Annotated in this window: 29 protein-coding genes; 28 read left to right on the forward strand and 1 reads right to left on the reverse strand. The window is 47.2% G+C overall.

From position 1 onward, the window contains the following. The first annotated feature begins 202 nt into the window (after window positions 1-202). The 25 genes from DESLBE_RS25085 (at window position 203) to DESLBE_RS25205 (ending at window position 21,801) form a co-directional block, all read left to right on the forward strand. The gene (locus DESLBE_RS25085; RefSeq protein WP_011460321.1) at window positions 203-454 is read left to right on the forward strand and encodes an IreB family regulatory phosphoprotein; all 252 of its coding nucleotides are present in this window, start codon (window positions 203-205) and stop codon (window positions 452-454) included. Between the two features lie 54 nt (window positions 455-508). Beyond that, window positions 509-1,474, forward strand: coding sequence for an aldo/keto reductase (locus DESLBE_RS25090; protein WP_011460320.1), 966 nt, complete (start codon window positions 509-511; stop codon window positions 1,472-1,474). A 31-nt stretch (window positions 1,475-1,505) separates the two neighbouring features. Continuing rightward, window positions 1,506-1,934: a Holliday junction resolvase RuvX gene (ruvX, locus tag DESLBE_RS25095; protein WP_018306736.1), complete on the forward strand. Its 429-nt coding sequence runs from the start codon at window positions 1,506-1,508 to the stop codon at window positions 1,932-1,934. 86 nt (window positions 1,935-2,020) lie between these two features. Further along, window positions 2,021-2,326: a DUF1292 domain-containing protein gene (locus DESLBE_RS25100; protein WP_005810865.1), complete on the forward strand. Its 306-nt coding sequence runs from the start codon at window positions 2,021-2,023 to the stop codon at window positions 2,324-2,326. Window positions 2,327-2,464: 138 nt separating this feature from the next. Beyond that, on the forward strand, window positions 2,465-3,772 hold the full coding sequence (locus DESLBE_RS25105; RefSeq protein WP_144678719.1) for a VanW family protein: 1,308 nt from the start codon (window positions 2,465-2,467) through the stop codon (window positions 3,770-3,772). A gap of 141 nt (window positions 3,773-3,913) precedes the next feature. Continuing rightward, window positions 3,914-4,939, forward strand: a complete 1,026-nt coding sequence (gene mltG / locus DESLBE_RS25110; protein ID WP_015944665.1) for an endolytic transglycosylase MltG — start codon at window positions 3,914-3,916, stop codon at window positions 4,937-4,939. Between the two features lie 143 nt (window positions 4,940-5,082). After that, a complete protein-coding gene (locus tag DESLBE_RS25115) occupies window positions 5,083-6,375 on the forward strand; it encodes a U32 family peptidase (protein ID WP_144678482.1) in 1,293 nt (430 codons plus the stop codon). A 63-nt stretch (window positions 6,376-6,438) separates the two neighbouring features. Next, window positions 6,439-6,669, forward strand: coding sequence for a DUF4911 domain-containing protein (locus DESLBE_RS25120; protein ID WP_144678483.1), 231 nt, complete (start codon window positions 6,439-6,441; stop codon window positions 6,667-6,669). 176 nt (window positions 6,670-6,845) lie between these two features. Continuing rightward, the gene (locus DESLBE_RS25125; protein WP_144678484.1) at window positions 6,846-7,328 is read left to right on the forward strand and encodes a type II secretion system protein; all 483 of its coding nucleotides are present in this window, start codon (window positions 6,846-6,848) and stop codon (window positions 7,326-7,328) included. 164 nt (window positions 7,329-7,492) lie between these two features. Then, window positions 7,493-9,214: an ATPase, T2SS/T4P/T4SS family gene (locus tag DESLBE_RS25130; protein ID WP_144678485.1), complete on the forward strand. Its 1,722-nt coding sequence runs from the start codon at window positions 7,493-7,495 to the stop codon at window positions 9,212-9,214. Between the two features lie 43 nt (window positions 9,215-9,257). Further along, window positions 9,258-10,463 carry a type II secretion system F family protein gene (locus tag DESLBE_RS25135; RefSeq protein ID WP_015944660.1) on the forward strand — a complete coding sequence of 402 codons (1,206 nt, stop codon included), beginning with the start codon at window positions 9,258-9,260 and terminating at the stop codon, window positions 10,461-10,463. A gap of 15 nt (window positions 10,464-10,478) precedes the next feature. After that, a complete protein-coding gene (locus DESLBE_RS25140) occupies window positions 10,479-10,994 on the forward strand; it encodes a prepilin-type N-terminal cleavage/methylation domain-containing protein (protein ID WP_015944659.1) in 516 nt (171 codons plus the stop codon). A gap of 29 nt (window positions 10,995-11,023) precedes the next feature. After that, entirely contained in the window at window positions 11,024-11,380 is a 357-nt protein-coding gene (locus DESLBE_RS25145) for a prepilin-type N-terminal cleavage/methylation domain-containing protein (RefSeq protein ID WP_015944658.1), read from the forward strand. Next, window positions 11,377-11,931 carry a prepilin-type N-terminal cleavage/methylation domain-containing protein gene (locus tag DESLBE_RS25150; RefSeq protein ID WP_144678486.1) on the forward strand — a complete coding sequence of 185 codons (555 nt, stop codon included), beginning with the start codon at window positions 11,377-11,379 and terminating at the stop codon, window positions 11,929-11,931. Before DESLBE_RS25145 ends, DESLBE_RS25150 begins: the two co-directional genes overlap by 4 nt. Window positions 11,932-12,038: 107 nt before the next feature. Beyond that, complete coding sequence (locus DESLBE_RS25155) at window positions 12,039-13,223, forward strand: hypothetical protein (RefSeq protein WP_243131378.1); 1,185 nt, start codon at window positions 12,039-12,041, stop codon at window positions 13,221-13,223. Window positions 13,224-13,264: 41 nt separating this feature from the next. Beyond that, the gene (gene pilM, locus DESLBE_RS25160; RefSeq protein WP_144678488.1) at window positions 13,265-14,326 is read left to right on the forward strand and encodes a pilus assembly protein PilM; all 1,062 of its coding nucleotides are present in this window, start codon (window positions 13,265-13,267) and stop codon (window positions 14,324-14,326) included. Further along, a complete protein-coding gene (locus DESLBE_RS25165; protein ID WP_015944654.1) occupies window positions 14,327-14,869 on the forward strand; it encodes a hypothetical protein in 543 nt (180 codons plus the stop codon). Window positions 14,870-14,915: 46 nt separating this feature from the next. Next, window positions 14,916-15,518 (forward strand): hypothetical protein, encoded by a 603-nt coding sequence (locus DESLBE_RS25170; protein ID WP_015944653.1) that lies wholly within the window; start codon window positions 14,916-14,918, stop codon window positions 15,516-15,518. Between the two features lie 204 nt (window positions 15,519-15,722). Next, complete coding sequence (gene sigK, locus DESLBE_RS25175) at window positions 15,723-16,472, forward strand: RNA polymerase sporulation sigma factor SigK (protein ID WP_005810876.1); 750 nt, start codon at window positions 15,723-15,725, stop codon at window positions 16,470-16,472. Between the two features lie 224 nt (window positions 16,473-16,696). Then, the gene (locus DESLBE_RS25180) at window positions 16,697-17,875 is read left to right on the forward strand and encodes a thiolase family protein (protein ID WP_144678489.1); all 1,179 of its coding nucleotides are present in this window, start codon (window positions 16,697-16,699) and stop codon (window positions 17,873-17,875) included. Window positions 17,876-17,916: 41 nt separating this feature from the next. Then, window positions 17,917-19,005, forward strand: coding sequence for a butyrate kinase (gene buk / locus DESLBE_RS25185; protein ID WP_072773445.1), 1,089 nt, complete (start codon window positions 17,917-17,919; stop codon window positions 19,003-19,005). Between the two features lie 3 nt (window positions 19,006-19,008). Then, window positions 19,009-19,920, forward strand: coding sequence for a phosphate butyryltransferase (locus DESLBE_RS25190; protein WP_144678490.1), 912 nt, complete (start codon window positions 19,009-19,011; stop codon window positions 19,918-19,920). 239 nt (window positions 19,921-20,159) lie between these two features. Beyond that, complete coding sequence (locus DESLBE_RS25195; protein WP_005810880.1) at window positions 20,160-20,633, forward strand: Lrp/AsnC family transcriptional regulator; 474 nt, start codon at window positions 20,160-20,162, stop codon at window positions 20,631-20,633. Between the two features lie 74 nt (window positions 20,634-20,707). After that, window positions 20,708-21,469 carry an AzlC family ABC transporter permease gene (locus tag DESLBE_RS25200; protein ID WP_018306746.1) on the forward strand — a complete coding sequence of 254 codons (762 nt, stop codon included), beginning with the start codon at window positions 20,708-20,710 and terminating at the stop codon, window positions 21,467-21,469. After that, window positions 21,466-21,801, forward strand: coding sequence for an AzlD domain-containing protein (locus DESLBE_RS25205; RefSeq protein ID WP_072773442.1), 336 nt, complete (start codon window positions 21,466-21,468; stop codon window positions 21,799-21,801). The genes DESLBE_RS25200 and DESLBE_RS25205 overlap by 4 nt, the downstream gene beginning before the upstream one ends. Before the next feature lie 37 nt (window positions 21,802-21,838). Here the strand turns inward: DESLBE_RS25205 and DESLBE_RS25210 are convergent, their stop codons facing one another. Then, window positions 21,839-22,735, reverse strand: coding sequence for a phosphatidylserine decarboxylase (locus tag DESLBE_RS25210; RefSeq protein ID WP_144678491.1), 897 nt, complete (start codon window positions 22,733-22,735; stop codon window positions 21,839-21,841). A 144-nt stretch (window positions 22,736-22,879) separates the two neighbouring features. On the opposite strand from DESLBE_RS25210, the gene DESLBE_RS25215 reads away from it, so the two are divergent. The 3 genes from DESLBE_RS25215 to DESLBE_RS25225 all read left to right on the forward strand — a co-directional run bounded on the left by DESLBE_RS25215 (window position 22,880) and on the right by DESLBE_RS25225 (window position 24,868). Beyond that, window positions 22,880-23,410 carry a YqeG family HAD IIIA-type phosphatase gene (locus tag DESLBE_RS25215; RefSeq protein WP_011460298.1) on the forward strand — a complete coding sequence of 177 codons (531 nt, stop codon included), beginning with the start codon at window positions 22,880-22,882 and terminating at the stop codon, window positions 23,408-23,410. A 12-nt stretch (window positions 23,411-23,422) separates the two neighbouring features. Then, window positions 23,423-24,310: a shikimate dehydrogenase gene (gene aroE, locus DESLBE_RS25220; RefSeq protein ID WP_172625497.1), complete on the forward strand. Its 888-nt coding sequence runs from the start codon at window positions 23,423-23,425 to the stop codon at window positions 24,308-24,310. A gap of 81 nt (window positions 24,311-24,391) precedes the next feature. After that, window positions 24,392-24,868 carry a prepilin-type N-terminal cleavage/methylation domain-containing protein gene (locus DESLBE_RS25225; protein ID WP_144678492.1) on the forward strand — a complete coding sequence of 159 codons (477 nt, stop codon included), beginning with the start codon at window positions 24,392-24,394 and terminating at the stop codon, window positions 24,866-24,868. The last annotated feature ends 9 nt before the right edge of the window (window positions 24,869-24,877 follow it).

Below are 24,877 nucleotides of genomic sequence, written 5' to 3' on the forward strand. Positions count from 1 at the left end.
TTTTTGATCCTGAAATAAAGGAAAATGACTTCTCCAAAGAGAAATAAAAACAATGGTTTCTGATACGTGGTAAAGAAAACCCGACTTCGCCGTACCTTTTATTCACACATCCAGAAAGGCGAAGTCGTTGGTTGCACTTATGCTGGAGGAAAGTATGCAAGGTCGTTATACTTTCTGAAAGTGAAGCAAAGGGGGAACGCTAATGGACCGTTTAGAACACACTATGATGTTTAAATCTCAGGGGGGGGATGTTTCACCCCAGGAAATTTTGCAGCAAGTGTATGTGGCTCTGGAAGAGAAGGGATACGACCCGATCAATCAGCTGGTAGGATATTTAATGTCGGGCGATCCGGTCTATATCACCAGTCACAATCAAGCGCGATCCCTTATACGGAAGCTGGAGCGGTATGAGCTTCTGGAAGAGCTTGTTCGTTCGTATTTGCAAGAGAAGTAATTTTTAGGAAACCCTCACTTCAAGGTGAGGGTTTCTGTGTGAGAAAGGGAAGCGATGATGAGGCAAGTCTCGTTGGGCTGGCATGGTCCCTCGGTATCTGAAGTATGTTTTGGCAGCTTAGCTATTTCTCCCCTGCAAGGGCGTGTATCCCTGGCGGAGGGAGTGAAAGTTCTTCGCTATGCTTTAGAGCAGGGAATTGATTGGATCGATACCGCCGAAATATATGATAATTATTCCCAGATTGCCCAGGCCCTTCAGCATCACCCGGAAGTTAAGCTGGTAAGCAAGTCCTACTCGGTCACAGCACAAGAGATGTCCGCAAGTATTGAAAAAGCAAGAAGGGAACTCAATCGGGATGTCATCGACTTCTTTCTTCTTCATGAACAAGAGAGCGCTTTAACCCTCAAAGGACATCAGGGGGCATGGGAAGAGTTGCGGAAAGCCAAAGGGGATGGAAGGGTGAAGTATATCGGCATCTCCACTCATGCTGTGGATGCGGTGAAGGCCGGTGCCCTCCTCCCGGACATCGATGTGATCCATCCTATCATCAATCATCAAGGCTTAGGCATCATCGACGGTACTTTAGAGGAAATGCTGGCAGCCATTCGGTTTGCCTCTGAGCTGGGGATCGGAATTTATGCCATGAAAATCTTTGGCGGAGGGCATTTGGCGGCTCATCCCCAGGAAGCCCTGGATTTTATCCGCAGCATCCCTTGGATTCAAGCTATGGCCTTAGGTATGTCCAGTGTCGAGGAAGTGGATTTTAATCTGAAATATCTCGCCGGTCAGGAGATATCTGAAGAATTAAGACAATCCGTTACTTATAGGGAACGGAAGCTCTATATAGCGGATTGGTGTCAAGGCTGTGGCCGCTGTTGTGAAGCCTGCCCCCAAAGCGCTTTATCTCTGGAAGAAGTGGTCGGGGGCGGGATGGTGCAAGCCGTAGTGGAAGCCGGTCAGTGTGTCCTTTGTGGGTATTGCGGAAGAGTCTGTCCGCATTTTTGCCTGAAAATCGTCTGAGTAGAAAATTGTCTGAAGCGGGGGTGATTAAATGAGAATTATGGGTCTGGACTTTGGCGAACGGACCATCGGGGTGGCAGTGAGTGATGCTATGCTCCTTACCGCCCAGGGGGTAAAGACCATCCGCCGCTCCCCAAAAGAGCATGAGGAGCTAAAGACCATGCTTCAGGACTATGAGGTAGACCACATTGTCTTGGGTTATCCGAAAAATATGAATGGTACGCTGGGGCCTCGTGCCCAGGCCACCGAGGAATTTGCCCAGATTCTTAAAGAGGAATTTGGGTTGCCGGTCACTCTATGGGATGAGCGCTTAAGCACCATGGGGGCCCAGCGCTCTTTGCTGGAAGCAGATGTATCACGGGCCAAACGCAAGCAAGTGATCGATAAGATGGCAGCCGTCTTTATTTTACAGGGGTACCTGGATTATATAAGGCAAAAAAATGGGCAGAATAAGGAATAGATGAGAAATTAGAAATACCCAGATGTATTTGACATTCCTCCCCCCGGGGAGTACAATGACTATATCTTTAATAAGAGGTGAATCAAATGACTGAACATACACATGGTCCGAACTGCGACCACGAGCATGACGTTGAAGAATTTGACACAATTATTCTGACTGATGATGAAGGAAACGATCATGAATTTCTCCATCTTGATACGTTGGAAGTTGAAGGGTCTACATATTTTGTTTTAATGCCTATCAGTGCTGAAGAAGACGAAGAAGCTGATGAAGCGATCATCCTCAAACTTGGCAAAGATGCTGAAGGCAATGAAATGCTCCTGGATATCGAAGATGATGAAGAGTGGGAAAAAGTCGCAGATGCTTGGGAAAGCATGGAAGAAGAATAAAAACCAGCTGTTTAAAGCAGTCGGGTTCGGTGAATATCGAATCGGCTGCTTTTTTATTTTTGCTCAATATTTTTTAAGCAAATTGCAGACCCTATAGAAAAGCAAAAAATAAATGTTCAGTGCTAAGGGGGAAAGATGATGAGCTTAAGGTGGAAGTACTGCTCCTATTTTTTAATACTGGCGTTGCTGGCCCTTACAGGCTGTACTATGAATGGAGCTCGCTTATTGAATCTTACCCCAGAAGCCGTTTCCAGTGATCCAGACCAGCTTCCTCCAGGCACATTTTTGGACGACTTGGCATTAGGGGGGATGACGCAGGAAGAAGCCAAGGAGAAGATTAGGAGTTGGTCAAAGGACAAACTGGAAGAAAACCTCTTCTTAGTGTACAATGAGACAGAGATTCAGTTGACCCCGGAAGAGCTTGGTATTACTCTCGATTTTGAAAGAACTTGGCAGAATCTCTCAGAGAACACCGCTCAAGAAAGCCCAAGCGTTTTAGCTATCGATTATGTCATGGCCAATCAGGTTCTTCACGAGAAACTTGCAGAGTTTAATCGTTCTGCGGTGGATGCCTCTTTTAAGATTGAGAATGATCAATTTAAGATTACCCCGGCCATTTCCGGGGAAGCCGTGAATGTGGATGCTTTTTTTGATAAGATTAAGGAAGTATCTTTGGGTGATTTGCCCAAGAGAATTTCCCTGACAGGGGTAGAGATTCCGGCTGCTGTCACGACAGAGTCCCTGGAAGCGTTAGCTTTTGACGGTGTCATCGGTGAATATACCACCAAATACAATGCCGGTGATAAAAACCGCACCGCTAATCTGATAACGGCGGCGAAGAAAATGGATAAAGCCGTTTTAAAACCCGGGGAAACGTTTTCTTTTAATGGAACTATTGGACCGCGGACAGCGGAGACGGGTTTTAAGGATGCCTATATCGTCATCAACAATGAGTATGTCAAGGGAATCGGGGGAGGAATCTGCCAGGTATCCTCTACCTTATATAATGCTGCGTTGCTGGCGAATCTGTCCATAGTGGAACGGCATCCTCATGCGGTGGTGGTGGCTTATATTCCTCTGGGTCAGGATGCTACGATCAACTATCCCAATCTTGATTTGAAATTGCGCAATGATAGTTCATCCTATCTTTATTTCCGTACCAAAGTAGAAGCAGGAAATCTTACGATTAAGATTTATGGCAAAAAAACAGGGGTGAAGGTTCGCTTTGAGAAGGAAATCGAGAAAGAACTGAATTATCATACCGTGCGCAAGATGGATCCAGACTTGCTTCCCGGTGCGGTGATTCAACAACAGAGTGGGAGTAAGGGATATATCGTGAAGACCTGGAAGATTGTCACCGATGCCCAAGGCAAAGAGACAAAACAGCTTTTGAGCCGTGATAGCTATGCCCCCACCAATAGAATTCTTAAAATAGGTGCTGATTAAAGCGGCAGGTTGGTGGAGGATTGCCGGAAGCGGTGCAGTTTTTAAGGGTTCATTGAACGGAACGTCCTTCAGTGGGGGATTCGCCCCCCACTGAAGGTTAATCCAGTGATAAATACAGGATGCGAAAGAGAGAGTGAGAGAATGGGAAGACGCTGGTTAAAAGGTCTGCTCAGTACTTTATTTATTATGGCAGTTCTTGCAGGAGCAGGAATCGCAGCTTGGTGGAACTGGGCGAGCCAACCCTACGCTGAGGAAGGAAGCAATGCTGCAGAAGTGCAGTTTATGATAACTCCGGGAATGAATGCCTCTCAAGTTGCTCAGGAACTGGAACATCAGGGGCTTATCCGCAATGCCCTGGCCTTTCGCTTTTTGGCCAGTCAGCAAAATGTGGATTCCAAGCTGCTGGCGGGAGAGTACCAGCTTTCCGCCCAAATGCCCCCCCAGGAAATGATTAATAAGATTCTTGAGGGACCTGACGTGCATACTGTAAAGGTCACCATTCCCGAGGGATATACGACAGCCCAGATTATTGATCTATTTGTAAAGAATGACTTGGGAAGCAAAGAGGATTATCAGAGGGTTATTGAAAGCGAGCCTTTCAGTTATTCTTTTCTTGCCGATATCCCTGCGGGACCGAACCGGCTGGATGGTTTTCTTTTTCCTGATACCTACTTCTTTGCTCCGGAGGCCGGTCCTAAGGAAAACATCAATCGAATGCTTAAACGCTTTGAACAGGAAATAACCCCGGAAGTGATGACTAAATTAGCAGAAATGAATCTTACGCTGCGGGAGTGGGTGAATCTCGCTTCCATCGTAGAAAAGGAAGCGGGCAAGGATGCGGACCGTCCGATTATCGCCGGAATTTTCCTTAATCGCCTCAAGATCGACATGGCCCTCCAGTCCTGTGCCACCATTCAATATGTACTGGGAACTCAGAAATATATTCTCTCTTTAGAAGATATCCAAGTGGAGTCCCCTTATAACACCTATAAGTATCCGGGATTGCCGCCCAGCCCCATTGCCAGTCCTGGGCATGCCTCTCTGGATGCAGTGCTCAACAGCACGGATTCCGATTACCTATACTTCTTAGCTACTCCAAGTGGTGAGACGATTTATGCGAAAACCCATCAGGAGCATTTGCAGAATCAGGCCAAGTATATGAATTAAGTATAGGAACTAGAAAAATAGGAGTGTAGCAACGGCCAAGTAAAGGCAATGAACAGGGAAGTTGAGAAAACGATAACCTTTACCACATCATTTTTTTACACGGCTAAGCTATAATTGAATACAGAGAGGTTGAAAGAACCGTTATGTTAGAGCAAAACCAATCCCGGAAACCTGAGCTCCTTGCGCCGGCAGGGGATTATGAAAAGTTGAAATTCGCCATCGCCTATGGGGCAGATGCGGTCTATATGGGAGGGCCTGCCTTCGGGCTGCGAGCTTATGCGGGGAATTTTACCATGGAGCAGATGGCTGAGGCTATTCAGTATACCCACCATGCCGGCCGCAAGCTCTATGTGACAGTAAACATCTTTGCCCATGAGCAGGATTTTGAAGAAATGGCTGCGTATTTGAAACAATTGGAGTCCTTAGGTGCCGATGGAGCCATTGTCTCAGACCCCGGCATCATCGCCTTGGCTCAAGAAGCGGCCCCTAAACTTCCTCTGCACCTCAGTACCCAGATGAACAGCACTAATTCTTACAGCATAAACTTTTGGCTGAAGCAGGGATTGGAGCGGATTGTTCTGGCCCGGGAGCTGACCTTGGCAGAGATCCGAGCAGTACGGGAGAAGGTACCCGGGGAGCTGGAAATGTTCATTCATGGAGCCATGTGCATGTCCTATTCCGGAAGATGTCTGCTCTCCAATTATCTCACCGGAAGAGATGCTAACCGGGGGGAATGCACCCAGCCCTGCCGTTGGGGCTATGGCCTAGTGGAAGAGAAACGCCCCGGTCAGGTATTTCCCGTAGAGGAAGATGAGCGGGGCACTTATATCTTTAATTCCCATGATCTCTGTTTGCTTCCTTATCTGCCCATGCTGAAGCCACTGGGTATTGACAGCTATAAGATTGAAGGGCGTATGAAGAGCATCCATTATGTCTCCAGCACCGTGAAGGTTTATCGGGAAGCCATCGATACCCTTTGGGAACAGGGGGAAGAGGACTTTAAAGCCAAACTCCCTGGCTGGCTGGAAGAAATGGACAAGGTCAGTCATCGGGATTATTCACCGGGATTCCTCTTTGGCAAGCCTGGAGCAGAATCCCATAATATTGAGAGCTCCAACTATATACGGGATTATGAATTTGTCGCCTTTGGCTTAGCTGCAGATAATCGGGAACATCCCCAAATTCCGACTTTAGTCAAAGATGAATTCAGTCAAGGATATTGGGTGGAACAACGCTATCATTTCCAAAAAGGGGAGCTTATTGAAGTATTCTCACCTCATGAAGAACCTTGGACCTTTGAGGTCAAAGGCATTCACACGGTAGAAGGGGAAGAAGTGGACGTTGCCCGTCATGCCAAGGAGATCCTTAAGCTGGAACTGCCCCGGCCTTTGCCCCCTTTTGCTATCTTGAGAAGAGCGAAGAAGGATAAGAAATGATTGACCTCACAAACTAGGCAAGATTAACAAATTGGTAATATGTTTGGGAAAGGAAAACTAAAGATGAATAGAGAAATACCTTATGCTGATTCCGATGTGCTTATCAAGGCCCAGGTGCCCCGATCAGAGATACAGATGCTGGTGAAATATGTGGAAGGTCTTGGGCACCTGGGTGTCGTTACCACTACGGACCGTCATGCCGGGGAGGTTCTGATTCAGACGACGAAGTACACCTGGCCGGATCTGAAAAAGGCTTTGGAAGGAATGCCCTTTGAGGTTGTTTTTAAAAACTGAATTTTCACCTCGATCCTCTTTTTTGGCCTATTGACTTAGAATAAGTACAAATGTAGTATTGATGTGATAGGCCTAAAGTCCTGAACTTATATTATAGCGTCATGTTCATAGTGGGGATACATACAGGCTGGACTTAAGGACTTTGCTAAAAAAATAAATTAGTGGGGGAGAGGCAAATGTTTAAACGGAGAAAAGACGGCGGGTTTACACTGATTGAACTTATGATTGTTATCGCAGTAATCGGGATTTTGGCAGTAGTGTTGGTGCCGAAGATGAGCGGAGTGAAGGATTCGGCAAAGTATTCTGGCGTTACAACAAATGTAAAATCTGTCGAGGCTTATGTTGTAGCCAACATAGACAGATGGATAAAAACAGAAAAGACTAAGACTGAAGTTGAAAATTTAATAATAAATCAATTTAAGAGCGTGAGTGGCAATGAACTCAAAAATCCTTTTGGTGGATCAAATGCAATAGCAACAACCGGTGGTGCAGACGAGGGTATAGTATTAGTAACTGTAAGCAGTAGCGGTAGTACCACAACAATTGAGATAGCTGGATATGGCATAGACACAGATATAAGCTCATCTACATCCTACGAAGAAGTTTCAAAAGTTACAGTGACTGCTGATGGACAACTTAAAGCGGAGTCGGATGATTGAAGCATAAGTATATGGGGTTATACCCGTTATAATATGACATGTTCAACTATTCTTGTTATTGTTGCTTTAGGGTGTTTGATAAACACCCTATTCTTCTATCTTCCGGGAGCAGTCCCCCTCATATTTCCACCAAAACTCAGCACCAGAGAAAGGAGGAACTATCTTTGGCTATCCGACAAGAACGCAAGCGTCTCGGCGAAATCCTGATTGCCGGTGGGACGCTGACGGAAGAGCAGCTTAATGAAGCGTTAAAGGAGCAGAAATCGCTGGGCCTGCGCCTTGGTGAAGTTCTGATTCGGCAGAACTTTGTTTCCGAAGAAGAGATCCTCCGTACCATCCAAAGGCAATTAGGGCTTCCGGCTGTTGATTTAAACCGAATAGTGGTTACGGAGAAAATTCTCAAAATGATCCCTGAGGCCGTTGCCCGCAAATATACGGTTTTGCCGGTGGATTTTACCAATGGCCAGCTTCTGGTAGCCACCAGTGATCCCACGGATTATTATGCTTTAGATGACCTGCGCCTGGCCTCCGGGATGATGGTCAAGCCTTGTGTGGCCAGAAAAGCGGATATTCTCCGGGCAATTGACCGGTTTTACGGCCGCAGTGAGGCGGAAAAAGCGGTTAGCGATTTTGTCAGACAGAAGGGCCACGATCAAGTGGCGGCCGCCGCTCAAACTCCTGTCTTGACGGTGGTGCAGGCCGGAGGGGAGACGGCGGATGAAGAGGCCACCCCCATTATTAAGTTTCTGAACACGATTATTGAGAATGCGGTCAATAACTTTGCCAGCGATATTCATATCGAACCTGTGGATGATGAGCTGAGGGTTCGTTTCCGCATTGACGGGGTCCTCCGGGAGATTATGCGCACTCCTGTAGGGATGACCGGGCCGGTGGTGAGCCGGGTTAAGATTATGGCGGATCTCAACATCGCCGAACGGCGGCTTCCTCAGGATGGGCGGATCACCTATCTGGTGGGCAGGAAGATGATCGACCTGCGGGTTTCCACGGCACCGACCATGTATGGAGAAAAGGTGGTGCTGCGTATTCTGGATAAGGGTTCGGTGATCCTAGAAAAGGCCTCCCTTGGCCTTCAAGGCCATAATCTGGAGCTTTTTGATGAACTGATTGCGAAGCCATACGGTATCGTGCTGGTTACCGGCCCTACAGGAAGCGGTAAAACCACCACCTTATATACGGCACTGAATCAGCTGAACACCCCGGAGAAGAACATCATCACGTTGGAAGATCCGGTGGAATATAATTTTAAAGGGGTCAATCAAATGCAGGTTAATCCCAAGGCTGGGTTGACCTTTGCCAAGGGCTTGCGTTCCATTCTCCGTCAGGACCCGGATATCATCATGGTGGGAGAGATGCGGGACAACGAAACTGCCGAGATCGCGGTGAGATCGGCCTTGACAGGTCATCTTGTCCTGTCCACGATTCATACTAATGATGCTCCCAGTGCGGTGACCCGCCTGGTGGATATGGAGATCGAGCCTTTTCTTATTTCTGCTTCGGTAGTTGGAATTATATCCCAACGTTTGGTGCGCAAGATTTGTCCCAATTGTGTCCAGGAATACCCGGCAGAGCTCAAAGACTATGCCTTTTTAGGACTCTCTCAGGATTTCCCCTTAAAGCTGAGACGGGGAACCGGATGCCCCTATTGCCATGATTCAGGCTATAAAGGCCGTACCGCTATTTTCGAGATTATGCCCATCTACGGCGGACATAGAAATCTGATTAGCAGAGGGGCCACAGCCGACGAATTGCGGGAATATGCCATCAGTCAAGGGATGATTACACTGAAAAAATCAGCGACGGATCTGGTGCTCAATGGGGTGACGACCATCGAAGAGCTTCTCCGCGTTACTTATGTCAATGAATGATACAATAAGGTAAATGAAATTTCCTCCTTGCGGGGGGTGCAAGATGCGGTTTAAGTACAAAGTAATTGATGAGCAGATGAGTGTCGCCGAAGGCACTTTAGAGGCAGCGGATTATGAGGCGGCCAGGCGGATGATTCAGGAAAATGGCTGGCAGGTTATATCTTTGCTGGAACCCCGGGGATTAAACGCTTTGCTTAATAAAAGAATTATGACTAAGGTCAAGTATGAATCTATCTCCGCTTTTTGCAGCCAGCTGGCGATGATGGTTCGCTCCGGGGCTAATCTTGTCCGGGGGCTGGAGGTTCTCAAGCTTCAGCTGGAAGATAAGGAATTGCAGGAGGTTTTGGAGATCATCGTGCGGGGAGTGAGCAGGGGAGATTCCCTTTCCCAAGCGATGCGGGATTGCCGGGGCGCCTTGCCGGATTTATTGATCAATCTGGTGGCCGTAGGGGAAGAGAGCGGGAACCTGGAATCTGTCTTGACCAGCATGGCGGAATATTACGATCGGGAGAATTATATCCGCAAGAAAGTGCAAAGTGCTTCCATCTATCCGGTTATTCTGCTGACAGTGCTTATTGGCATTATATTCTTTTTCATGAATTTCCTCTTGCCGGAGATCACAGGTATGCTGACGGAAAGCGGTCAAAGTCTGCCCTTACCCACCCGGATGATTATTAACACTGCCGACTTCTTTTCCAATTATGGCATCTATTTGCTGGCCGGCTTGATCGGGTTAGTTTTTGGTTTGAATTGGTTATTTAAAATTCCGAAATACCGTTACTATCGGGATGCCCTGATGCTTGGTATGCCAATTTTGGGGATAAATATAAAAAATATTGTGATCTCCAGATTCAGCCGGACCTTTGCCCTCTTTCTTCATTCTTCCATTCCCATGGTTCCGATTCTGAACTCCATGGAGACCATTGTGGGCAATGAAGTATCACGGACGGGAATCGCGCGTATACGGGAGCGGATTATTAAGGGTGAACCCCTGACGCAGGCTTTTGGACAGGAGAAATTCTTTGATCCTTTGGTGGTTCAGATGATATCCATTGGTGAAGAGACGGGCCGACTTGAAGAAATGCTGGAGGAAGTCGCCGATCTTTACGATAAAAAGGTAGAGCTGGGAATAGCCCGGATGATCTCCTTGGTGGAACCGGTATTTACCGTTATTATCGGTATTTTTGCCGGGGGCATGATTATTGCCATCGCCCTGCCCATCTTCAGCATGGCGACAGGGACTCAGTAATAGGGAGAGTGGAGTATGCCATGGATGCCTGATCTTGGGAATAGAAATGCTGAGAGGGGCTTTACCTTGATTGAGCTGCTGATCGTGATCACGGTGATCGGCATTATCATGGCTTTTGGGGTACCCAAATATCAAGGGGTGAGGGAGCAGTACCGGCTGGAAAGCTCCGCCCAGGCCGTTATGGCTGAACTTAAATATGCCAAGCAATTGTCTATGGATCGGAGAAAGTCAATTTATGTGCTGCTGACGGCGGAGAGAGTATCTCTTTTCGAGAGTGTAAGCAGCCCGGGTGTGGCGGTGGAGAGCTATGGATTTGATATGGGGGTTGTCTTTAAGCCTGATGATGCCGACAACCTATGGCTGCCAGAGATTCGATTGGGGAGCGGTGAGACCCTTGGCCATGGGCTGTTCTATGACCATCGGGGGTTTGTATCCCAGAGCGGAACGATTTGGCTGGAGGCGGGAAGCGGGCGCAGGGTGGGAATTCAGATTGAGAAAAAGACAGGACATCTGTTCATGGTCTGGCCCTAACCGGCATTTGGACAGCAGGAGGGAACGGGATGGAAGGCAAAAGCAGGGAACAGGGGATGACTGTTTTGGAAGTGGCTGTCGCTCTGACTATCTTGATGATTGGTGTCGGTTTTGTTTTGCAAAGCGATGCTGTGTCTCATAAATATGCTTACCGGAGCCAAGTCAGGGAGCAGATGCTCTTCTATGCGGCAGGCGTGCTAGAGGCGGAGATGGAGGGGGTTACCCCTGCGGTGACTATCCCAGGCTTTACAGATTTTGTCCCGGTGATGACTACCCATAGGGTAAATGACCATCTGGAAAAGATTGAGGTAAAGGTATCTCTGCGCAATTCCCCAACCGATCCTGAACCGGTCGTTTTAGCCACATACAGGGTGATAAGAGAATGAACAAGCAACGGGAAGAAGGATTTACTATCCTGGAAGTGATGATAGCCATTGTCATTTTCGGGATACTGATGATGATCATCTCTCAGCTGATGCGGGGGGAGATCCGCATGCTCAATACAGCCAGCGGTCAGGATGCGATCCAACAAAAGGCAAGATCAGCCATAGTTCATCTGCTGGATGAAGTCAGGCTCAATCGCTATGTAGCTTATTATGCCGGTGATACGGCTGAGGGCGGGCGGCATAATGAAGGTGTGTATGCCAATGAACCGGGAGGAACATCCCGCTGCCTGATCAATATCAGGCCGGTGCCGGATGTCTTAAATGGGGATATGAGCAAATTGCCTGGTGGCACGGAAATCTATTATGATTATTGGGATAAAAAGCTTTGGTATCGGGACACTTCGACCAATGAAGTGCATCTTATCGCTGATGAGATCGATGCTCTGACTATCCAACCGCTTACTGAGCATCTTCTGCAGATTCACCTCAAAGCCAGAAGCACTTCCGGAACCTATGAACAGGAATTGTTAACATGGATTCGGATGTATTAGGGGGAATAGGGATGAAGGAACGGGGGGCGGCTCTGTTAACCGTCGTTATGGCGATGCTGGTTATTACAATGATTTCCGGAGTGTTTTTCTTCTTAGTTAGGTCGAATATGAAACTGGTCAATTCCGAACAAGGAGCTATTCTGGCCAACAATCTGGCGGATGCAGGTATTCAGTATGGAATTTCCCTACTTCTGGTTAATGAGATTAAAGCAGGAGATGAGCCTCTTTCATTGGAGGATCTCCCTTCACTGGCTAATCCACCAAGCGATCCATTGAATAATGGGGGGGATTTTGATATTTGGTGGGAAAATGGCTCTGAAGCAAACTCATTTATAATCTTCAGCAGGGGGAGCTATGGTAAAATTACGAGGACAAAAACCGCCGGGTTTACCATAGGAACCGAAGGTGTTGGCGGAGGCGAAGGATCGGGCGGGCCTGGGGGAGGAGAGCCGGCTTATCCCTATTGGGATTTGAACCATAGATATATAGAAGGTGATTACGTTGTTTATAGTGTTATGATCGATGGCAGGAGTGTTGAGAGATTATATCGTGCTCGTCATAATGGCTATGTAGGTGAGCTGCCTGGGGCTCCCTGGACCACTTGGCAGGAAATAACCAATCATTACAGAGTTTCTAATTTTTATGAACTTGTTAATGGGAATACGATTATCTATTATAGATCCACTTATTGGCAAGCAAGGTGGAATGGACATGGGACCGGAAATGAACCCGGTAAAAATACAGAGCGTTCCAGCGGTATGTGGCGTGAGCTGATCGATGAATGGCGCCCGTACGAAGCTTATCCGGAGAAAGAAGTTGTCAGCTATAACGGAAAACGGTATCGCGTAAAATGGAATAATCCGCAGGGTCCTCCTGATGCTTCCGATCCTAATGGGCCTTGGGAGCTATTGGAAGATTGTGTCACTCTGCAAAGCGTGGTTATTTCACCATCTTCTATGATCATAAAGGAGGGTGAAAAGGTTACATTTAGGGCGACAGCCCTTTTTTCTGATGGAACCACAGAAGATGTTACCAGTAAGGTGATCTGGTCAAGTACATATCCTCAAATAGCTTCTATTTCAGGTAATGTTCTCACGGGTGTAATGGATACCGGAGTTGAGGGATGTAATGCAACATTGGTTTCTGCTTCATATACTTATAACCATCCGGAGAGAAGCGATATTGTTATTAATCGAGTTGGCGTGACCGAAATAAAAGTATCTGAATCTCATGAAGGGGACGAGGATTCAGGGCTGATTATCTGGGAGCGGGAGGTCCTTTCCGGCCCCTAACTGTGTAAGGAGACGATTAAGATGTCCGAAGGAGAGAGACTGTGATTAGAAAGAAAAAATGGGTGGCCTTGGTCCATGGCCAGCATTGGACGGTGGCCAAAGTCTCACGGCACGGGAATAAGCTGAAGATTCATGGTCTTTTTGAGTATAGAGGAGAGGGCTTGGCTCCTGAGGGTATGAACATGGTTACAGAGCAGGAGGAAGTGCTTGGGCAGACCCAGGCTGGGCAGGGAGCGGCGCTTGGTCTGAGAGGTTTAAAGCAATGGGCGGCCAAAGAGAGAATACCCCTGAAAAAGCTGAACTATGCCCTTTCCTGCCCAGGTGTGATCACGCGCATGATCACTCTTCCTGTATTATCCTATAAGGATTTGGAGAAGCTGCTGACAGAGCAGGTGGATCAATATTTTACATTGAATATTTTCGATTATCTGGTGGACTACCGGATTTTAGAAAGGATCAAAGAAGAGGATCAGGAACGGCTGAGGGTCCTTTTGGTGGCAATCCCCTTTTCGGAATGGTCCAAACAGTGGCAGATATGGGAACAGCTCGGGGTCACTCCCAAGGTCACTGATTTTGCGGCAGACAGTTTATGCCGATTGTATAGCCGCTTATCCAAATGGGAGGAGAATAAACGGCAAGCTTCGGCAAGGGATTTAGCGGTGGTGGATTTGGGGGCTGACCGGGTGGAGTTTGTTCTTTTAGAGCATGGTGTGCTGTTTCTGTATTCGGATATGGGAATTTCTCTTGATGGGCTGAATGAGCAGGATGAGGCGAAGGAGCGGACTGAAGGTGTTGACGGGGCCGACAGAGTTTATCAAAGTGAGTTAGAAGATAATTTAGTCCCTGTATTTAATGCCTTAAGCGAGTTTTTGAACTTTTTTGCTTCCCGCCACTATGGCAAGACGGCGGATCAGATTTTTATTACAGGGGAGTGTGCGGATTTTCCCGGCTTGGAAGAAATTTTCGAAAGGAATATGGGTATTCAGGCCAAAGTAGGTTTTCCAGGGGACTGGATGCCGGTCTTCAATAAAAAGTCCAGACATTTGGTGAATCAAGGGATAAAGTATGGAAGCTTGTATGGGCTGGCCTTCCGGGAGGATTAAATGCGAGAGAGAGTACAGTTGAATTTTGCCCAGAGATGGAGAGTCAGGCTTAAGGCACCACAACGAGCGGCCAGGAACAAAAGGGTGCGCATTGCCTTAGGTGTGCTCGCCGGTCTTGTTTGTATAGTGCTGGGAAGCCTTCCATGGGTTTATGAGTATGAACTAAACACTGAACTGGCGGTGCTGAATCAGCGGATCGCAGCTCTGCAGGAGATAGACGGCAAGGTTTACCAGGTGCAAGCCCTTGAGGAACAGCTCGGGTTACAGGAAAAAGTGCTTGATTTCGTTGGGGGGCAGAGAAAGAACCCCGGGGAAGTGCTCGATCGTCTTAAGGAATCCCTCCCTGCCGGCGCAATTTTAGAGAATGTCACCTTAAACCAAGACAACACTCTCAGGGCATCCATAAGTTTCTTATCACCGGTGGATGCGGCCAATTTCTGGTCGGCTATGAATGTGTCCCAGTATTTTGAGACTCAGGATATCGGAGCCTTGTCTCTTAAGGATGAAAGGCAAACTATTGTCATGGATTTCAAACTCAGGTGAGCTTAGGTTCAGGGAAGAATAGTAAGAATGGAAAAGTGGGAAAAGCATGAGTAAAGAGTCTAGGCAGGTTTTTTTATTAGTGGTGCTGTTGGTCGTCGGGGTATCCTATGCTTATTACACCTATTTATTCACCCCAAAGTGGGCCGATATCCAAACCCTGAAAGGGATGTATCAGGAAAGGCAAAGCCGTTATGAGCTGCTTCTTGGATATTCGGGGCAGGAAGCTTACTTGTCGGCGGAGATAAAGAATCTGGAGAAACAGTCTGAGGAGCTGTGGAAGCAGATTCCTTCGGCCATCCATAAGCCCGATATAGTGGTTGAGCTTTATACGATAGCCAAGCAAAATCAGGTTGAGCCTCTGCATGTATCTTTCGGTGAGACTCAAGGGGAGAAGGATTATATTGCCCAACGCCTAGTGCTTAATTGCCGCGGTTCTCAAGAACAGATTACGAAATTGATCAATGATCTTCAATCTGCCAATGATCAGCGATTTACATTAGCAAGCTTAAACTTTGTCCATTCGGAAGGGGTACTTAACGGAGAAATTCACTTGATTGCTTATGCCAGCACAGTAAAACCGGCAGCAAAGAAAGTGCTGGATGAGGATTATATGACTGAAGAACAGCAGCGTAATCCGAATGATGGATAACTTTTAAACAGTTGATGATTTGCATTGAAAAATGGCCTGAAGGGTCATTTTTTTTGTAGCTCAAAATAAAGTAGAAGCTGCATTTACTTAAAAAACAATCAACCGGCATCCCCGCAAAAATTAAAAAGGTAAAAGGGCCAAGCAGAAATTGCCCTCCTTTCGCATAGTTATTAAAACGTAAGCGTGAAAGGAGTGGCTTAAATCATGTTGACCGAAATCCTTGTTGCCAGTATTGCCTTGACTGTTTTGAAAGGGGTAACCCTTCTTGTCTCCTATATCAATAATAATGCTTTCCCACACCCTCTTAACGAACAGGATGAAGCTCATTATCTTAAAGTTCTTAGAGCCAGCAAAAGCCCGGAAGCCACTCCCAAAGATCTTACCAAAGCGGAATATGCCCGCAATAAGCTGGTGGAGCATAACCTGCGGTTGGTGGCCCATTTGGTCAAGAAGTTCGACGGTACGGGAGAAGACAGTGACGACTTGATTTCCATTGGTACGATTGGCCTGATCAAAGGAATTGATACCTTTGATCCTGGGAAAGGGACGAAGCTGGCGACTTATGCGGCCCGCTGTATTGAAAATGAGATTCTCATGCACCTCAGATCCCTCAAAAAATCCCGCGGTGAAGTCTCTATCTACGATCCGATTGGAGTGGATAAGGAAGGGAACGAAATATCCCTGATGGATGTTCTGGCTTCAGAAGGTGAGGCTATATCGGACCGGATAGAAAATGAATTCGAACAGCGGGTCCTTCTGGATAAAGTCAAAAATCTAACTCGCCGGGAGCGGCTTGTTCTGCAGCTGCGTTATGGTTTGATGAACAGCCCCAGAAGAACTCAGCGCGAAATAGCTAAGGCTTTGGGCATCTCCAGATCCTATGTCTCCCGCATTGAGAAGAAAGCCATTCAGAAGTTGATGGAGCAAATGGAAGACCATGATCCGAAGAAGTGAATAATGTCATGCATATAAGTAGAGCCTGAACAACAATTTAAAAATCTAATATAAAGACAAATGAGCCCAAAGAATTTTCTGAGGGCTTTTTTATATAAAAAATTGGCCGCTTAGAGGAGAAATACATAAATGGTAGAATATTAAGAATATTCCTCGAAGTTAATATCTATTCAACTCAGAATAGCCATAACAGTACCGAGGATGAAAAGGGGAGGGGTCTATTGATGCAGGATGTAGTTATTGTGAGCGGTGCCAGAACACCTATTGGGGATTTCAATGGAGCACTTAAAGATTTTAAGGCCGTGGATTTGGGAATGATTGCTCTGAAGGGGGCGCTTCAGAAATCCAACCTTGAGCCGGCTCAGATAGAAGAGGTGATAGCCGGCCATGTCTATCAGGCGGGATGTAAAGGGAACCCCGCTCGTCAAGTGGCTATGGGAGTCGGTTGTCCTGTAGAAACGGTGGCGGCCACTATCAATCAGCAATGTCCTTCATCCATGCGGGCTACAGAGATGGTAAGCCAAGAAATTATGCTGGGGAAGATCCAGATTGGAGCTGCTGTGGGAATAGAAAGCATGACCAATGTGCCCTATCTCCTGCTCAAGGCTCGCGGAGGCTATCGGATGGGGTCTGATACCCTTCACGATGGTTTGCTGTATGATGCTCTGATTGATGCCTTCTATAACTATCATATGGGGATTACAGCCGAGAATCTGGCGGAGATGTACGGCATTTCCCGGGAAGAGCAGGATGAGCATGCTTTGGAAAGCCACCGGCGGGCCTGTCGGGCTCTGAAAGAGGGAAAATTTAAAGAAGAGATTGTTCCGGTGGAGATCGTAACCAAGAAAGAAACCCGCCTTATTGCTGAGGATGAGCACCCTCGTGAAGATGTCACGCTGGAGAGCTTTGCCAAGCTGAGGCCGGCTTTCCAAAAAGAGGGGACGGTGACGGCGGGGAATGCCTCTAGTCTCAATGATGGGGCGGTGGCTTTGCTGCTGATGTCCGGGGAAAAGGCCCAGGAGCTGGGGTTTAAGCCCTTGGCCCGGATTGTGGCCACGGCTTCTGCTTCCGTGGATCCTAAAATCATGGGGTTTGGTGTGGTACCGGCTGTTAAGCGTGCTCTGAACTTTGCCCGGATGGATACCAAAGATATTGACCTCTGGGAAATCAATGAAGCCTTTGCTGCTCAATTCCTGGCCTGTAACCGGGAACTGAAGCTGGATTTGAATAAGGTCAATGTCAATGGCTCAGGAATTTCCCTGGGCCATCCTGTAGGGATGACCGGTGCCCGTCTTATTTTGACCTTGGTCCAGGAAATGAAGCGCCGCCGCAATCAGTATGGCTGTGCATCTCTTTGCGCCGGAGGAGGACCGGCTATGGCAGTCGTAGTGGAGGCAATTTAGTTCAATCATCTCTGTATCGGCAAAATTGAGGAGGAATAGGATTGGCGGAACCTGCAGTTCGGATTTTAGTCATCAATCCAGGCTCTACTTCTACAAAGATCGGGATTTATGAGAATTTAACCTGTGTATTTGATAAAACCGTTCGCTATCACCGTGCTGAATTGGAGGGCTATGCCAGTATTATGGAGCAGAAGGAGTTGCGCAGGGCATTTGTCCTGAACTCTGTGCAGGAATCCGGCATTCCCATGACTTCCCTGCAGGCTGTGGTCGGCCGTTGTGGTATGGTCAAATCTTTAGAATCCGGAACGTATTTGCTTGATGAACATCTGGTTCATGATTTAACAAGTGAGGAGTCTATGCGTCATGCTTCTTCTTTAGGTGGAGTCATTGCTTATGAAATAGGCCGGCAACTATCCATTCCCGCTTATGTGGTGGACCCGGTGACCATCGATGAAATGATTCCTCAGGCCAGGCTTACGGGAATCAAAGCTATTGCGCGGCGCAGCATTTTTCATGCCCTTAATTCCAAATATATAGCAAAGCGGTTTTGCAGAGAGAACCAAAAGAGATATGAAGAGAGCCGCCTGATTGTGGCTCACCTGGGCGGGGGCATTTCAGTCAGTGCCCACCAGAATGGACGAACCATCGATGTCAATGACGCTTCGGCCGGGGATGGTCCTTTTGGGCCGGAACGGGCAGGTGGATTACCCGTATCGGCTGTTATCGAGCTGTGCTTTTCCGGACTCTACACCAAGGAAACTATTTTTACCCAGGTCATGTCCAAGAGCGGGATGCAAATGCTTCTGGGAACCAATGATTTGCGGGAAGCAGAGAAAAGAATCGACCAAGGGGATGACTATGCCCGATTGGTAGTGGAGGCCATGGCCTATCAAGTTTCCAAGCAAATTGGGGCTATGGCTGCCGCTCTCGAGGGAGAAGTGGAGGGAATCATACTAACGGGAGGATTGGCTTATAGCCGGCGGTTTGTCCAATTGATTGACCAGCGGGTAAGGAAAATGGCTCCGGTTACGGTATACCCGGGTGAGGATGAATTGCAGGCTATGGCTGAGGGAGCTTTTGCTGTACTGACCGGGCGGGAAAAGGTTAAGCATTATGGAGTAAGGAGATAGAGAATGTTCGCTAGAATTTTATCTGAAGTATTGAAGCCACCCCAAAGGATTGCCGTAGCCGCGGCCCACGATAAACCTGTTTTAGAAGCAGTTTTTAAGGCTAAGGAGCTGGGAGCGGCCTTGCCTATATTGGTAGGAGATGAAGGAAAAATACGCCGCTATGCTGAGGAAATGGGCATCGATCTTGCAGACAGCCCCCTTGTTCATGAACCCAATGTCAGGAAAGCTGCCCTATATGCCAGCAATCTGGTTCGTGAAGGTCAAGCCGATCTGCTCATGAAGGGCATGCTGCAAACGGCGGAGATCCTCAAAGCTGTGCTGGATAAAGAGAAGGGCTTAAGGGCGGGCTCAACCCTTAGTCATATTGCCATTATTGAAGTTCCGAGTTTAAATCGGCTGCTGTTGATTACCGATGCAGGAATGAACATCGCCCCGGATATCAAGCAAAAAGCGGATATCATCAGAAATGCAGTGACAGTGGCCCGGGCCTTAGGTGTAGAGCAGCCCAAAGTTGCGGCCCTCTCTGCTCTTGAGGTGGTTAATCCCGATATACCTTCAACCTTAGATGCTGCTATACTCACTCAGATGAATCGCCGGGGCCAGATTAAAGATTGCCTGGTGGATGGGCCTTTTGCCCTTGATAACGCCGTCAATGTGGAAAGGGCCGAGCATAAAGGCATCCGGGGAAGTGAGGTAGCCGGGCAGGCGGATATCCTTTTGGTGCCAAATATTGAGACGGGCAATGCCATCTATAAAGCAGCCACCTGTTTAGCTTCTTTTCGTTCAGCCGGATTAGTCTTTGGAGCAAAAGCACCGATCATTCTGCCCAGTCGTGCGGATACTCCGGAATCTAAATTCCTTTCCATCTTGTGCGCTTCTCGTGTTGCCGCTTTTAAGGCGGGAAGCAATGAATAATTCAGAAAAGGCTTTGACGCAAAGAGGCTGGATGATCAGTATATAGCTTGTAAAGCATAAAGCTGCCCGATGATTTAGGGCAGCTTTCTTTAATGGCAGCTGTCATGATTTATAGTATTATTGTCACAATTTATAGCGCTGCTGTCAGATAATGCTTGTCAGAATGAAAAGAATAATATATAGTATATAAATAGTAATTTAGAATTTTATTTTGTTATTTTTATAAAAGGAGAATTAAATTGGAAATTAATCTTGACACTCAGGATAAAGCCATTATCCATGCTTTGCAGGAAGATTCCTCTATCTCAAATTTGGAACTATCGAAGAAGATTGGCTTATCGCCCTCGGCCTGTTTAACACGGACAAAAAACTTAAAAGAACAAGGGGTCATTAAGCAATATACTGCCTTTGTCGATGAGAAAAAGCTTGGCGTTGAGTTAATTGCCTTCACGATGGTGAATCTTTCTCCTCTCAATAGAGAGGTTGCCAACCATTTTTTGGCGACGATTAATGAAATCCCTAATGTTCTCGAATGCTATACAGTGACGGGCAGCCGGGATTTTCTTTTAAAAGTGGTGGCGAAGGACATTGCTACTTTTCGGGATTTTATCATCGACACCATTATGGCTATTCCGGGGGTGGATAAAGTAGAAACCAGTATTGTCATGAACAGAGATAAATGCACGTTAACCATACCTATAGATCAAGATTAGGGGCGATTTTTTTAAGTAGGTATGAGTTGCCTATGGAGTTGAATGGAAAGAGCAGAGGAGGAGAGCAACCCAGTATGCAGGATAAGATCAAAGCCTTGAAAGCGGCGTTTCCCTATACATTGCCGGTAATGACCGGCTACTTATTTCTCGGTATGGCCTTTGGGATTCTTTTAAACAGTAAGGGCTATCATTTTGGCTGGGCCATCCTGATGAGTGTTTTTATTTATGCCGGCTCTATGCAATATGTGGCGATTAATCTGCTGACCATGGCTTTTAATCCCTTAAATGCTTTTATTATGACCTTGATGGTGAATGCCAGGCATTTGTTTTACGGTCTCTCTCTTTTAGGCAAGTACAGCGAAGCGGGAAGGAAAAAGCCTTATTTAGTCTTTGGGCTTACGGATGAGACCTTCTCCATTCTTTGTGCCACGAATCCTCCCCAGGGAGTAAATCGTGGCTGGTTCATGTTTTTTGTGACGATCCTCAATCATAGTTACTGGATTGCTGCTTGTGCCCTGGGCGGCATATTAGGGTCCATGGTGTCTTTTAATACGAAAGGGATAGACTTTGTGATGACAGCTCTGTTTGTGGTGATCTTTCTGGAACAATGGAAGTCCCAGAAGCAGCATGCTCCGGCTCTAATCGGCCTCGGCGCTTCAGTGCTTTGCTTATGGGTGTTTGGACCGGAACATTTTATTATTCCCGCCATGGTTGCCATCATTGGGATCCTTTTCCTGTTCAGAAAGCCGCTGGAGAACCTCTATAAGTCGGCTCGGGTGTCCATACTTGATGGGGCAGAAACGACTCCCATGGCTATCAAGGAGGAGCAAGTATGATACTTACCAGCCAACAGTCCCTTGTTATCATCGCAGTGATCGCTCTGGGAACAATTCTCACCAGAGGGCTGCCCTTTCTTTTATTCCCTTCACATAAGGAGACGCCGGCTTTTATCCTTTACCTTGGTCAGGTGATTCCCTTCGCTGCTATTGCTATGTTGATTATCTATTGTCTAAAAAATGTATCCCTCCTGGCTGCTCCTTATGGGCTGCCGGAAGGGATTGCCATCGGGTTTATCATCTTTATTCATCTGTGGAAAAACAATGTGCTGCTCAGCATCGGCGGAGGAACGGTGCTCTATATGGCCCTGGTGCAATTCGTATTTACCTGAGGCCATCCGCTGCTGATAACGCCACGGTATGAGTAAATTATCGGCCCTTATGGCGGACACCGATTTTTTCTCCGAAAAGAATATAAGTCTCATAGCCTAATTTTGTCTGTTCAACAATATCGGGATCGATCTTAATCTTATTTTCTTCGAAAAAGAGCAGAACCGTGGAACCGCCGAATTTGAAATAGCCTTTTTCATCTCCCCGGGCCACCGGTTGGTGGGGAGTGTAGCTCTGAATGATGGAGCCTACAAAAGTAGCGCCTACTTCGATGGTGAGAATATCCCCGAAATGGTCTGAATGGAAAATGCTCCATTCCCTTTTGTTCTCGCAGAAAAGCTTGGCTACCTTCTGCAGAGCCACCGGATTAACGGAGTAGTAAGAGCCTTTAATACGGTGAGAGGGTTCACAGATACCGCTGTCGATAAAATGAAAACGGTGATAATCCGTGGGGCATAGCCGTAGAATCAAGCAGGTGCCTCTCTTGTATTTTGAAGCCGTCTCCGGGTCTTTAATCAGTTCTTTAAGACTGTAAGTAAGGCCTTTAACCTGGACCAGGCAGTCCAAATCAATGTCTTCGTAGGCCAGCAATTTACCATCCCCCAAAGAGATGAGGGAGTCTTGACAGGGGTCGATAGAACGGGCTGACGGCTTCAGCTTACGGTAAAAGAAATCATTAAATGAGGAAAACTCTTTGAGGTTTTTCTCGGCAATGGATAAGTCTAAATCAAATTTGCAGACAAAAGGGTGGATCTTGCGCCGGCTGATGGGCCGATCAAGATACCAGCCATAAAAGCTGGAGCACATCCTTTTTTTGACCACCGTTTCCAATAGTCTCATCCCCACAGGAGAGGAATAAGTCCAGCGAATCATTTTCTCCCCGGCGACTTTTTCGATCTGATAGGTTTGGGTTTTGCGATCATAATATTTAATCAAATATGTTCAACTCCTATACAGGACATTTTATGATATTTTTTCATATTTCACCAGAGGTTATTTCTAAAGCCCTCTTCCATTTAACTTGCCCAGAGTAGAACTCTGGGATATAATAAGTAAAAAATGCCATGTGGGGAGGACACTATGTTTGATCTCTTCAAGCCGACTTTTCAGGCAGATTCATTGGATAGTATACCCATGGATGTTTTGAAAAGGAATGGTATTCGCGGGCTTATTATAGATCTTGACAACACGATGACGCCCTGGAATGACTTGGAAGTTGGACCGAAGGTTGTGGAATGGTTTGAGAAACTTAAAGTGGCAGGGATTCAAGCATGTGTCGTATCCAATAATAAGCGCAAGCAACGGGTGGCCGTTGTAGCAGAGCGTTTAGGAATACCTTTTGTTTTTCGGGCAACGAAACCACGTCGTAGGGCTTTTCAAGCAGGAATGAATGTTTTGGGTACCGGGATTTCCGATACCGCTGTCATCGGGGATCAACTGTTTACGGATATCCTTGGTGGGAATCGTATGGAAATGTATACGATTTTAGTTCTTCCCATCAATGATCGGGAATTTATTGGTACACGGCTCCTGCGCAGAATGGAGCGAGTATTGGTCTGGTTGATGAAGCGTTATGAAACGTCGGAGCCCCATGGTACAAAGGTACGCTAAACGTGGAACTGTATGATGACGATAACGGAATGGGAAAACCATTCCGTTGTGCTATCCAAAAGCTTTGGGGGTGTAGGCTTGGTAAAGCATTTTGCAGTGATTGGCGACCCGATTGCTCATTCCTTATCTCCGGTGATGCATAATGCCGGATATAAGGCTTTAGACTTAGCTGCAGATTATCAAAAATTCCAGGTGAGCCCTGAGGATTTGCAAGAGGCTGTATTTGGTCTTAAGGCGCTGGGCTTCAGCGGCTGGAATGTAACCGTTCCCCATAAGGAAACTATTCTTCCTTTTCTGGATGAACTGACAGAGGAGGCGGTCAGAGCAGGCGCTGTGAACACCGTAAAAGTGGACAAGGGTCGGCTGATCGGCCATAACACCGACGGTTCCGGCTTCGTTCGTTCCCTGCAGGAACATATGGAGTTAGATGAGTGCAAACAAATTGTTATTTTAGGAGCCGGAGGTGCCGCCAAGGGGATTGCTATGGCCCTGGCGCCTTTTGGAGCCCAGCTTTGCCTCATGAACCGTACTCCTGAGCGGGGAGCGGAGCTGGTGGAAAAAATACTGGAGGGCGGCGGACAGGCGCGCCAAGAGCCATGGGGAAGAGGAGAGTGGCTGGCACAGGCGGATTGCGTGATCCAAACAACCAGCATAGGATTAAAAAAGGAAGAATACCCTTTTTCTCTTGTAGGAATACGGCCAGGCACTCTGGTAGTGGACATCATCTTTAATCCTTGGGAGACACCTTTCTTACATTCGGCTAAAGCCATGGGCTGCAAGACTGTCAACGGAATCGATATGCTTCTTTATCAAGGGGTCAATGCCTGGGAATTCTGGCTGGAAGATAAGGCGCCTTTAGAATCCATGAGGAAGGCTTTGTATCAGGCTTTGGCAGTTTGATGGCTACATTGAAAAGACCCGTAAGCAGTATCTTCGCGTTGTGCGTAAAGCTACGCGACCCGGACGAGGGAGTGGCTATGAATGAGGAGAAAGAGGCAGCTTAAAGCCGGTCAATCGGACAAGACAAGGGGCTTTACTCTCCTTGAGGTGCTTCTGGTCCTAACCCTCCTGGCAGGGGTGGGTTTTGTGCTTTTAGTAAAACTTCCGCTGCAGATGGACAACCGCAATTTGTCTTTAGCCAGTACCCAGCTCATTCAGGAACTACGGGATGCCAGGGCCAAGGCGATGGCCGAAAATACCTGGTATGAAATCCGCCTTTATCCAAGCAATAATACTTATCGTATTTTCAGAGAAGGGACGTTGGAGAAAACCATCACCCTTCCGGAAAAAATAAGCTTCGCCAATCAACCGAGCAATATACGCTTTTCTGCGGAAGGTTCACCCATCTTTCTGGGAGGGCCAATCAAGACCGGCAGTATTTCCTTAACCAATGGAAAACATACCAGAAATGTCATTACTGCCTTGATTACAGGCAGAGTTCGGGAAGAAATTAAGTAAGGAGGCAAG

The organism is Desulfitobacterium sp. LBE, assembly GCF_007830365.1.
GTDB classification, from domain to species: domain Bacteria; phylum Bacillota; class Desulfitobacteriia; order Desulfitobacteriales; family Desulfitobacteriaceae; genus Desulfitobacterium; species Desulfitobacterium hafniense.

Bases quoted from the DNA above. Each gene is read 5' to 3' on its own strand.
- DESLBE_RS25215 (WP_011460298.1), top strand. From the start codon at position 22,880: ATGTTTGATCTCTTCAAGCCGACTTTTCAGGCAGATTCATTGGATAGT.
- DESLBE_RS25170 (WP_015944653.1), top strand. From the start codon at position 14,916: ATGAGTAAAGAGTCTAGGCAGGTTTTTTTATTAGTGGTGCTGTTGGTC.
- DESLBE_RS25225 (WP_144678492.1), top strand. From the start codon at position 24,392: ATGAGGAGAAAGAGGCAGCTTAAAGCCGGTCAATCGGACAAGACAAGG.
- sigK (WP_005810876.1), top strand. From the start codon at position 15,723: ATGTTGACCGAAATCCTTGTTGCCAGTATTGCCTTGACTGTTTTGAAA.
- DESLBE_RS25205 (WP_072773442.1), top strand. From the start codon at position 21,466: ATGATACTTACCAGCCAACAGTCCCTTGTTATCATCGCAGTGATCGCT.
- DESLBE_RS25165 (WP_015944654.1), top strand. From the start codon at position 14,327: ATGCGAGAGAGAGTACAGTTGAATTTTGCCCAGAGATGGAGAGTCAGG.
- DESLBE_RS25125 (WP_144678484.1), top strand. From the start codon at position 6,846: ATGTTTAAACGGAGAAAAGACGGCGGGTTTACACTGATTGAACTTATG.
- DESLBE_RS25105 (WP_144678719.1), top strand. From the start codon at position 2,465: ATGAGCTTAAGGTGGAAGTACTGCTCCTATTTTTTAATACTGGCGTTG.
- DESLBE_RS25200 (WP_018306746.1), top strand. From the start codon at position 20,708: ATGCAGGATAAGATCAAAGCCTTGAAAGCGGCGTTTCCCTATACATTG.
- DESLBE_RS25085 (WP_011460321.1), top strand. From the start codon at position 203: ATGGACCGTTTAGAACACACTATGATGTTTAAATCTCAGGGGGGGGAT.
- DESLBE_RS25135 (WP_015944660.1), top strand. From the start codon at position 9,258: ATGCGGTTTAAGTACAAAGTAATTGATGAGCAGATGAGTGTCGCCGAA.
- DESLBE_RS25190 (WP_144678490.1), top strand. From the start codon at position 19,009: ATGTTCGCTAGAATTTTATCTGAAGTATTGAAGCCACCCCAAAGGATT.
- DESLBE_RS25150 (WP_144678486.1), top strand. From the start codon at position 11,377: ATGAACAAGCAACGGGAAGAAGGATTTACTATCCTGGAAGTGATGATA.
- DESLBE_RS25115 (WP_144678482.1), top strand. From the start codon at position 5,083: ATGTTAGAGCAAAACCAATCCCGGAAACCTGAGCTCCTTGCGCCGGCA.
- DESLBE_RS25155 (WP_243131378.1), top strand. From the start codon at position 12,039: ATGAAACTGGTCAATTCCGAACAAGGAGCTATTCTGGCCAACAATCTG.
- DESLBE_RS25120 (WP_144678483.1), top strand. From the start codon at position 6,439: ATGAATAGAGAAATACCTTATGCTGATTCCGATGTGCTTATCAAGGCC.
- aroE (WP_172625497.1), top strand. From the start codon at position 23,423: ATGATGACGATAACGGAATGGGAAAACCATTCCGTTGTGCTATCCAAA.
- ruvX (WP_018306736.1), top strand. From the start codon at position 1,506: ATGAGAATTATGGGTCTGGACTTTGGCGAACGGACCATCGGGGTGGCA.
- DESLBE_RS25140 (WP_015944659.1), top strand. From the start codon at position 10,479: ATGCCATGGATGCCTGATCTTGGGAATAGAAATGCTGAGAGGGGCTTT.
- DESLBE_RS25090 (WP_011460320.1), top strand. From the start codon at position 509: ATGATGAGGCAAGTCTCGTTGGGCTGGCATGGTCCCTCGGTATCTGAA.
- DESLBE_RS25145 (WP_015944658.1), top strand. From the start codon at position 11,024: ATGGAAGGCAAAAGCAGGGAACAGGGGATGACTGTTTTGGAAGTGGCT.
- DESLBE_RS25180 (WP_144678489.1), top strand. From the start codon at position 16,697: ATGCAGGATGTAGTTATTGTGAGCGGTGCCAGAACACCTATTGGGGAT.
- DESLBE_RS25100 (WP_005810865.1), top strand. From the start codon at position 2,021: ATGACTGAACATACACATGGTCCGAACTGCGACCACGAGCATGACGTT.
- mltG (WP_015944665.1), top strand. From the start codon at position 3,914: ATGGGAAGACGCTGGTTAAAAGGTCTGCTCAGTACTTTATTTATTATG.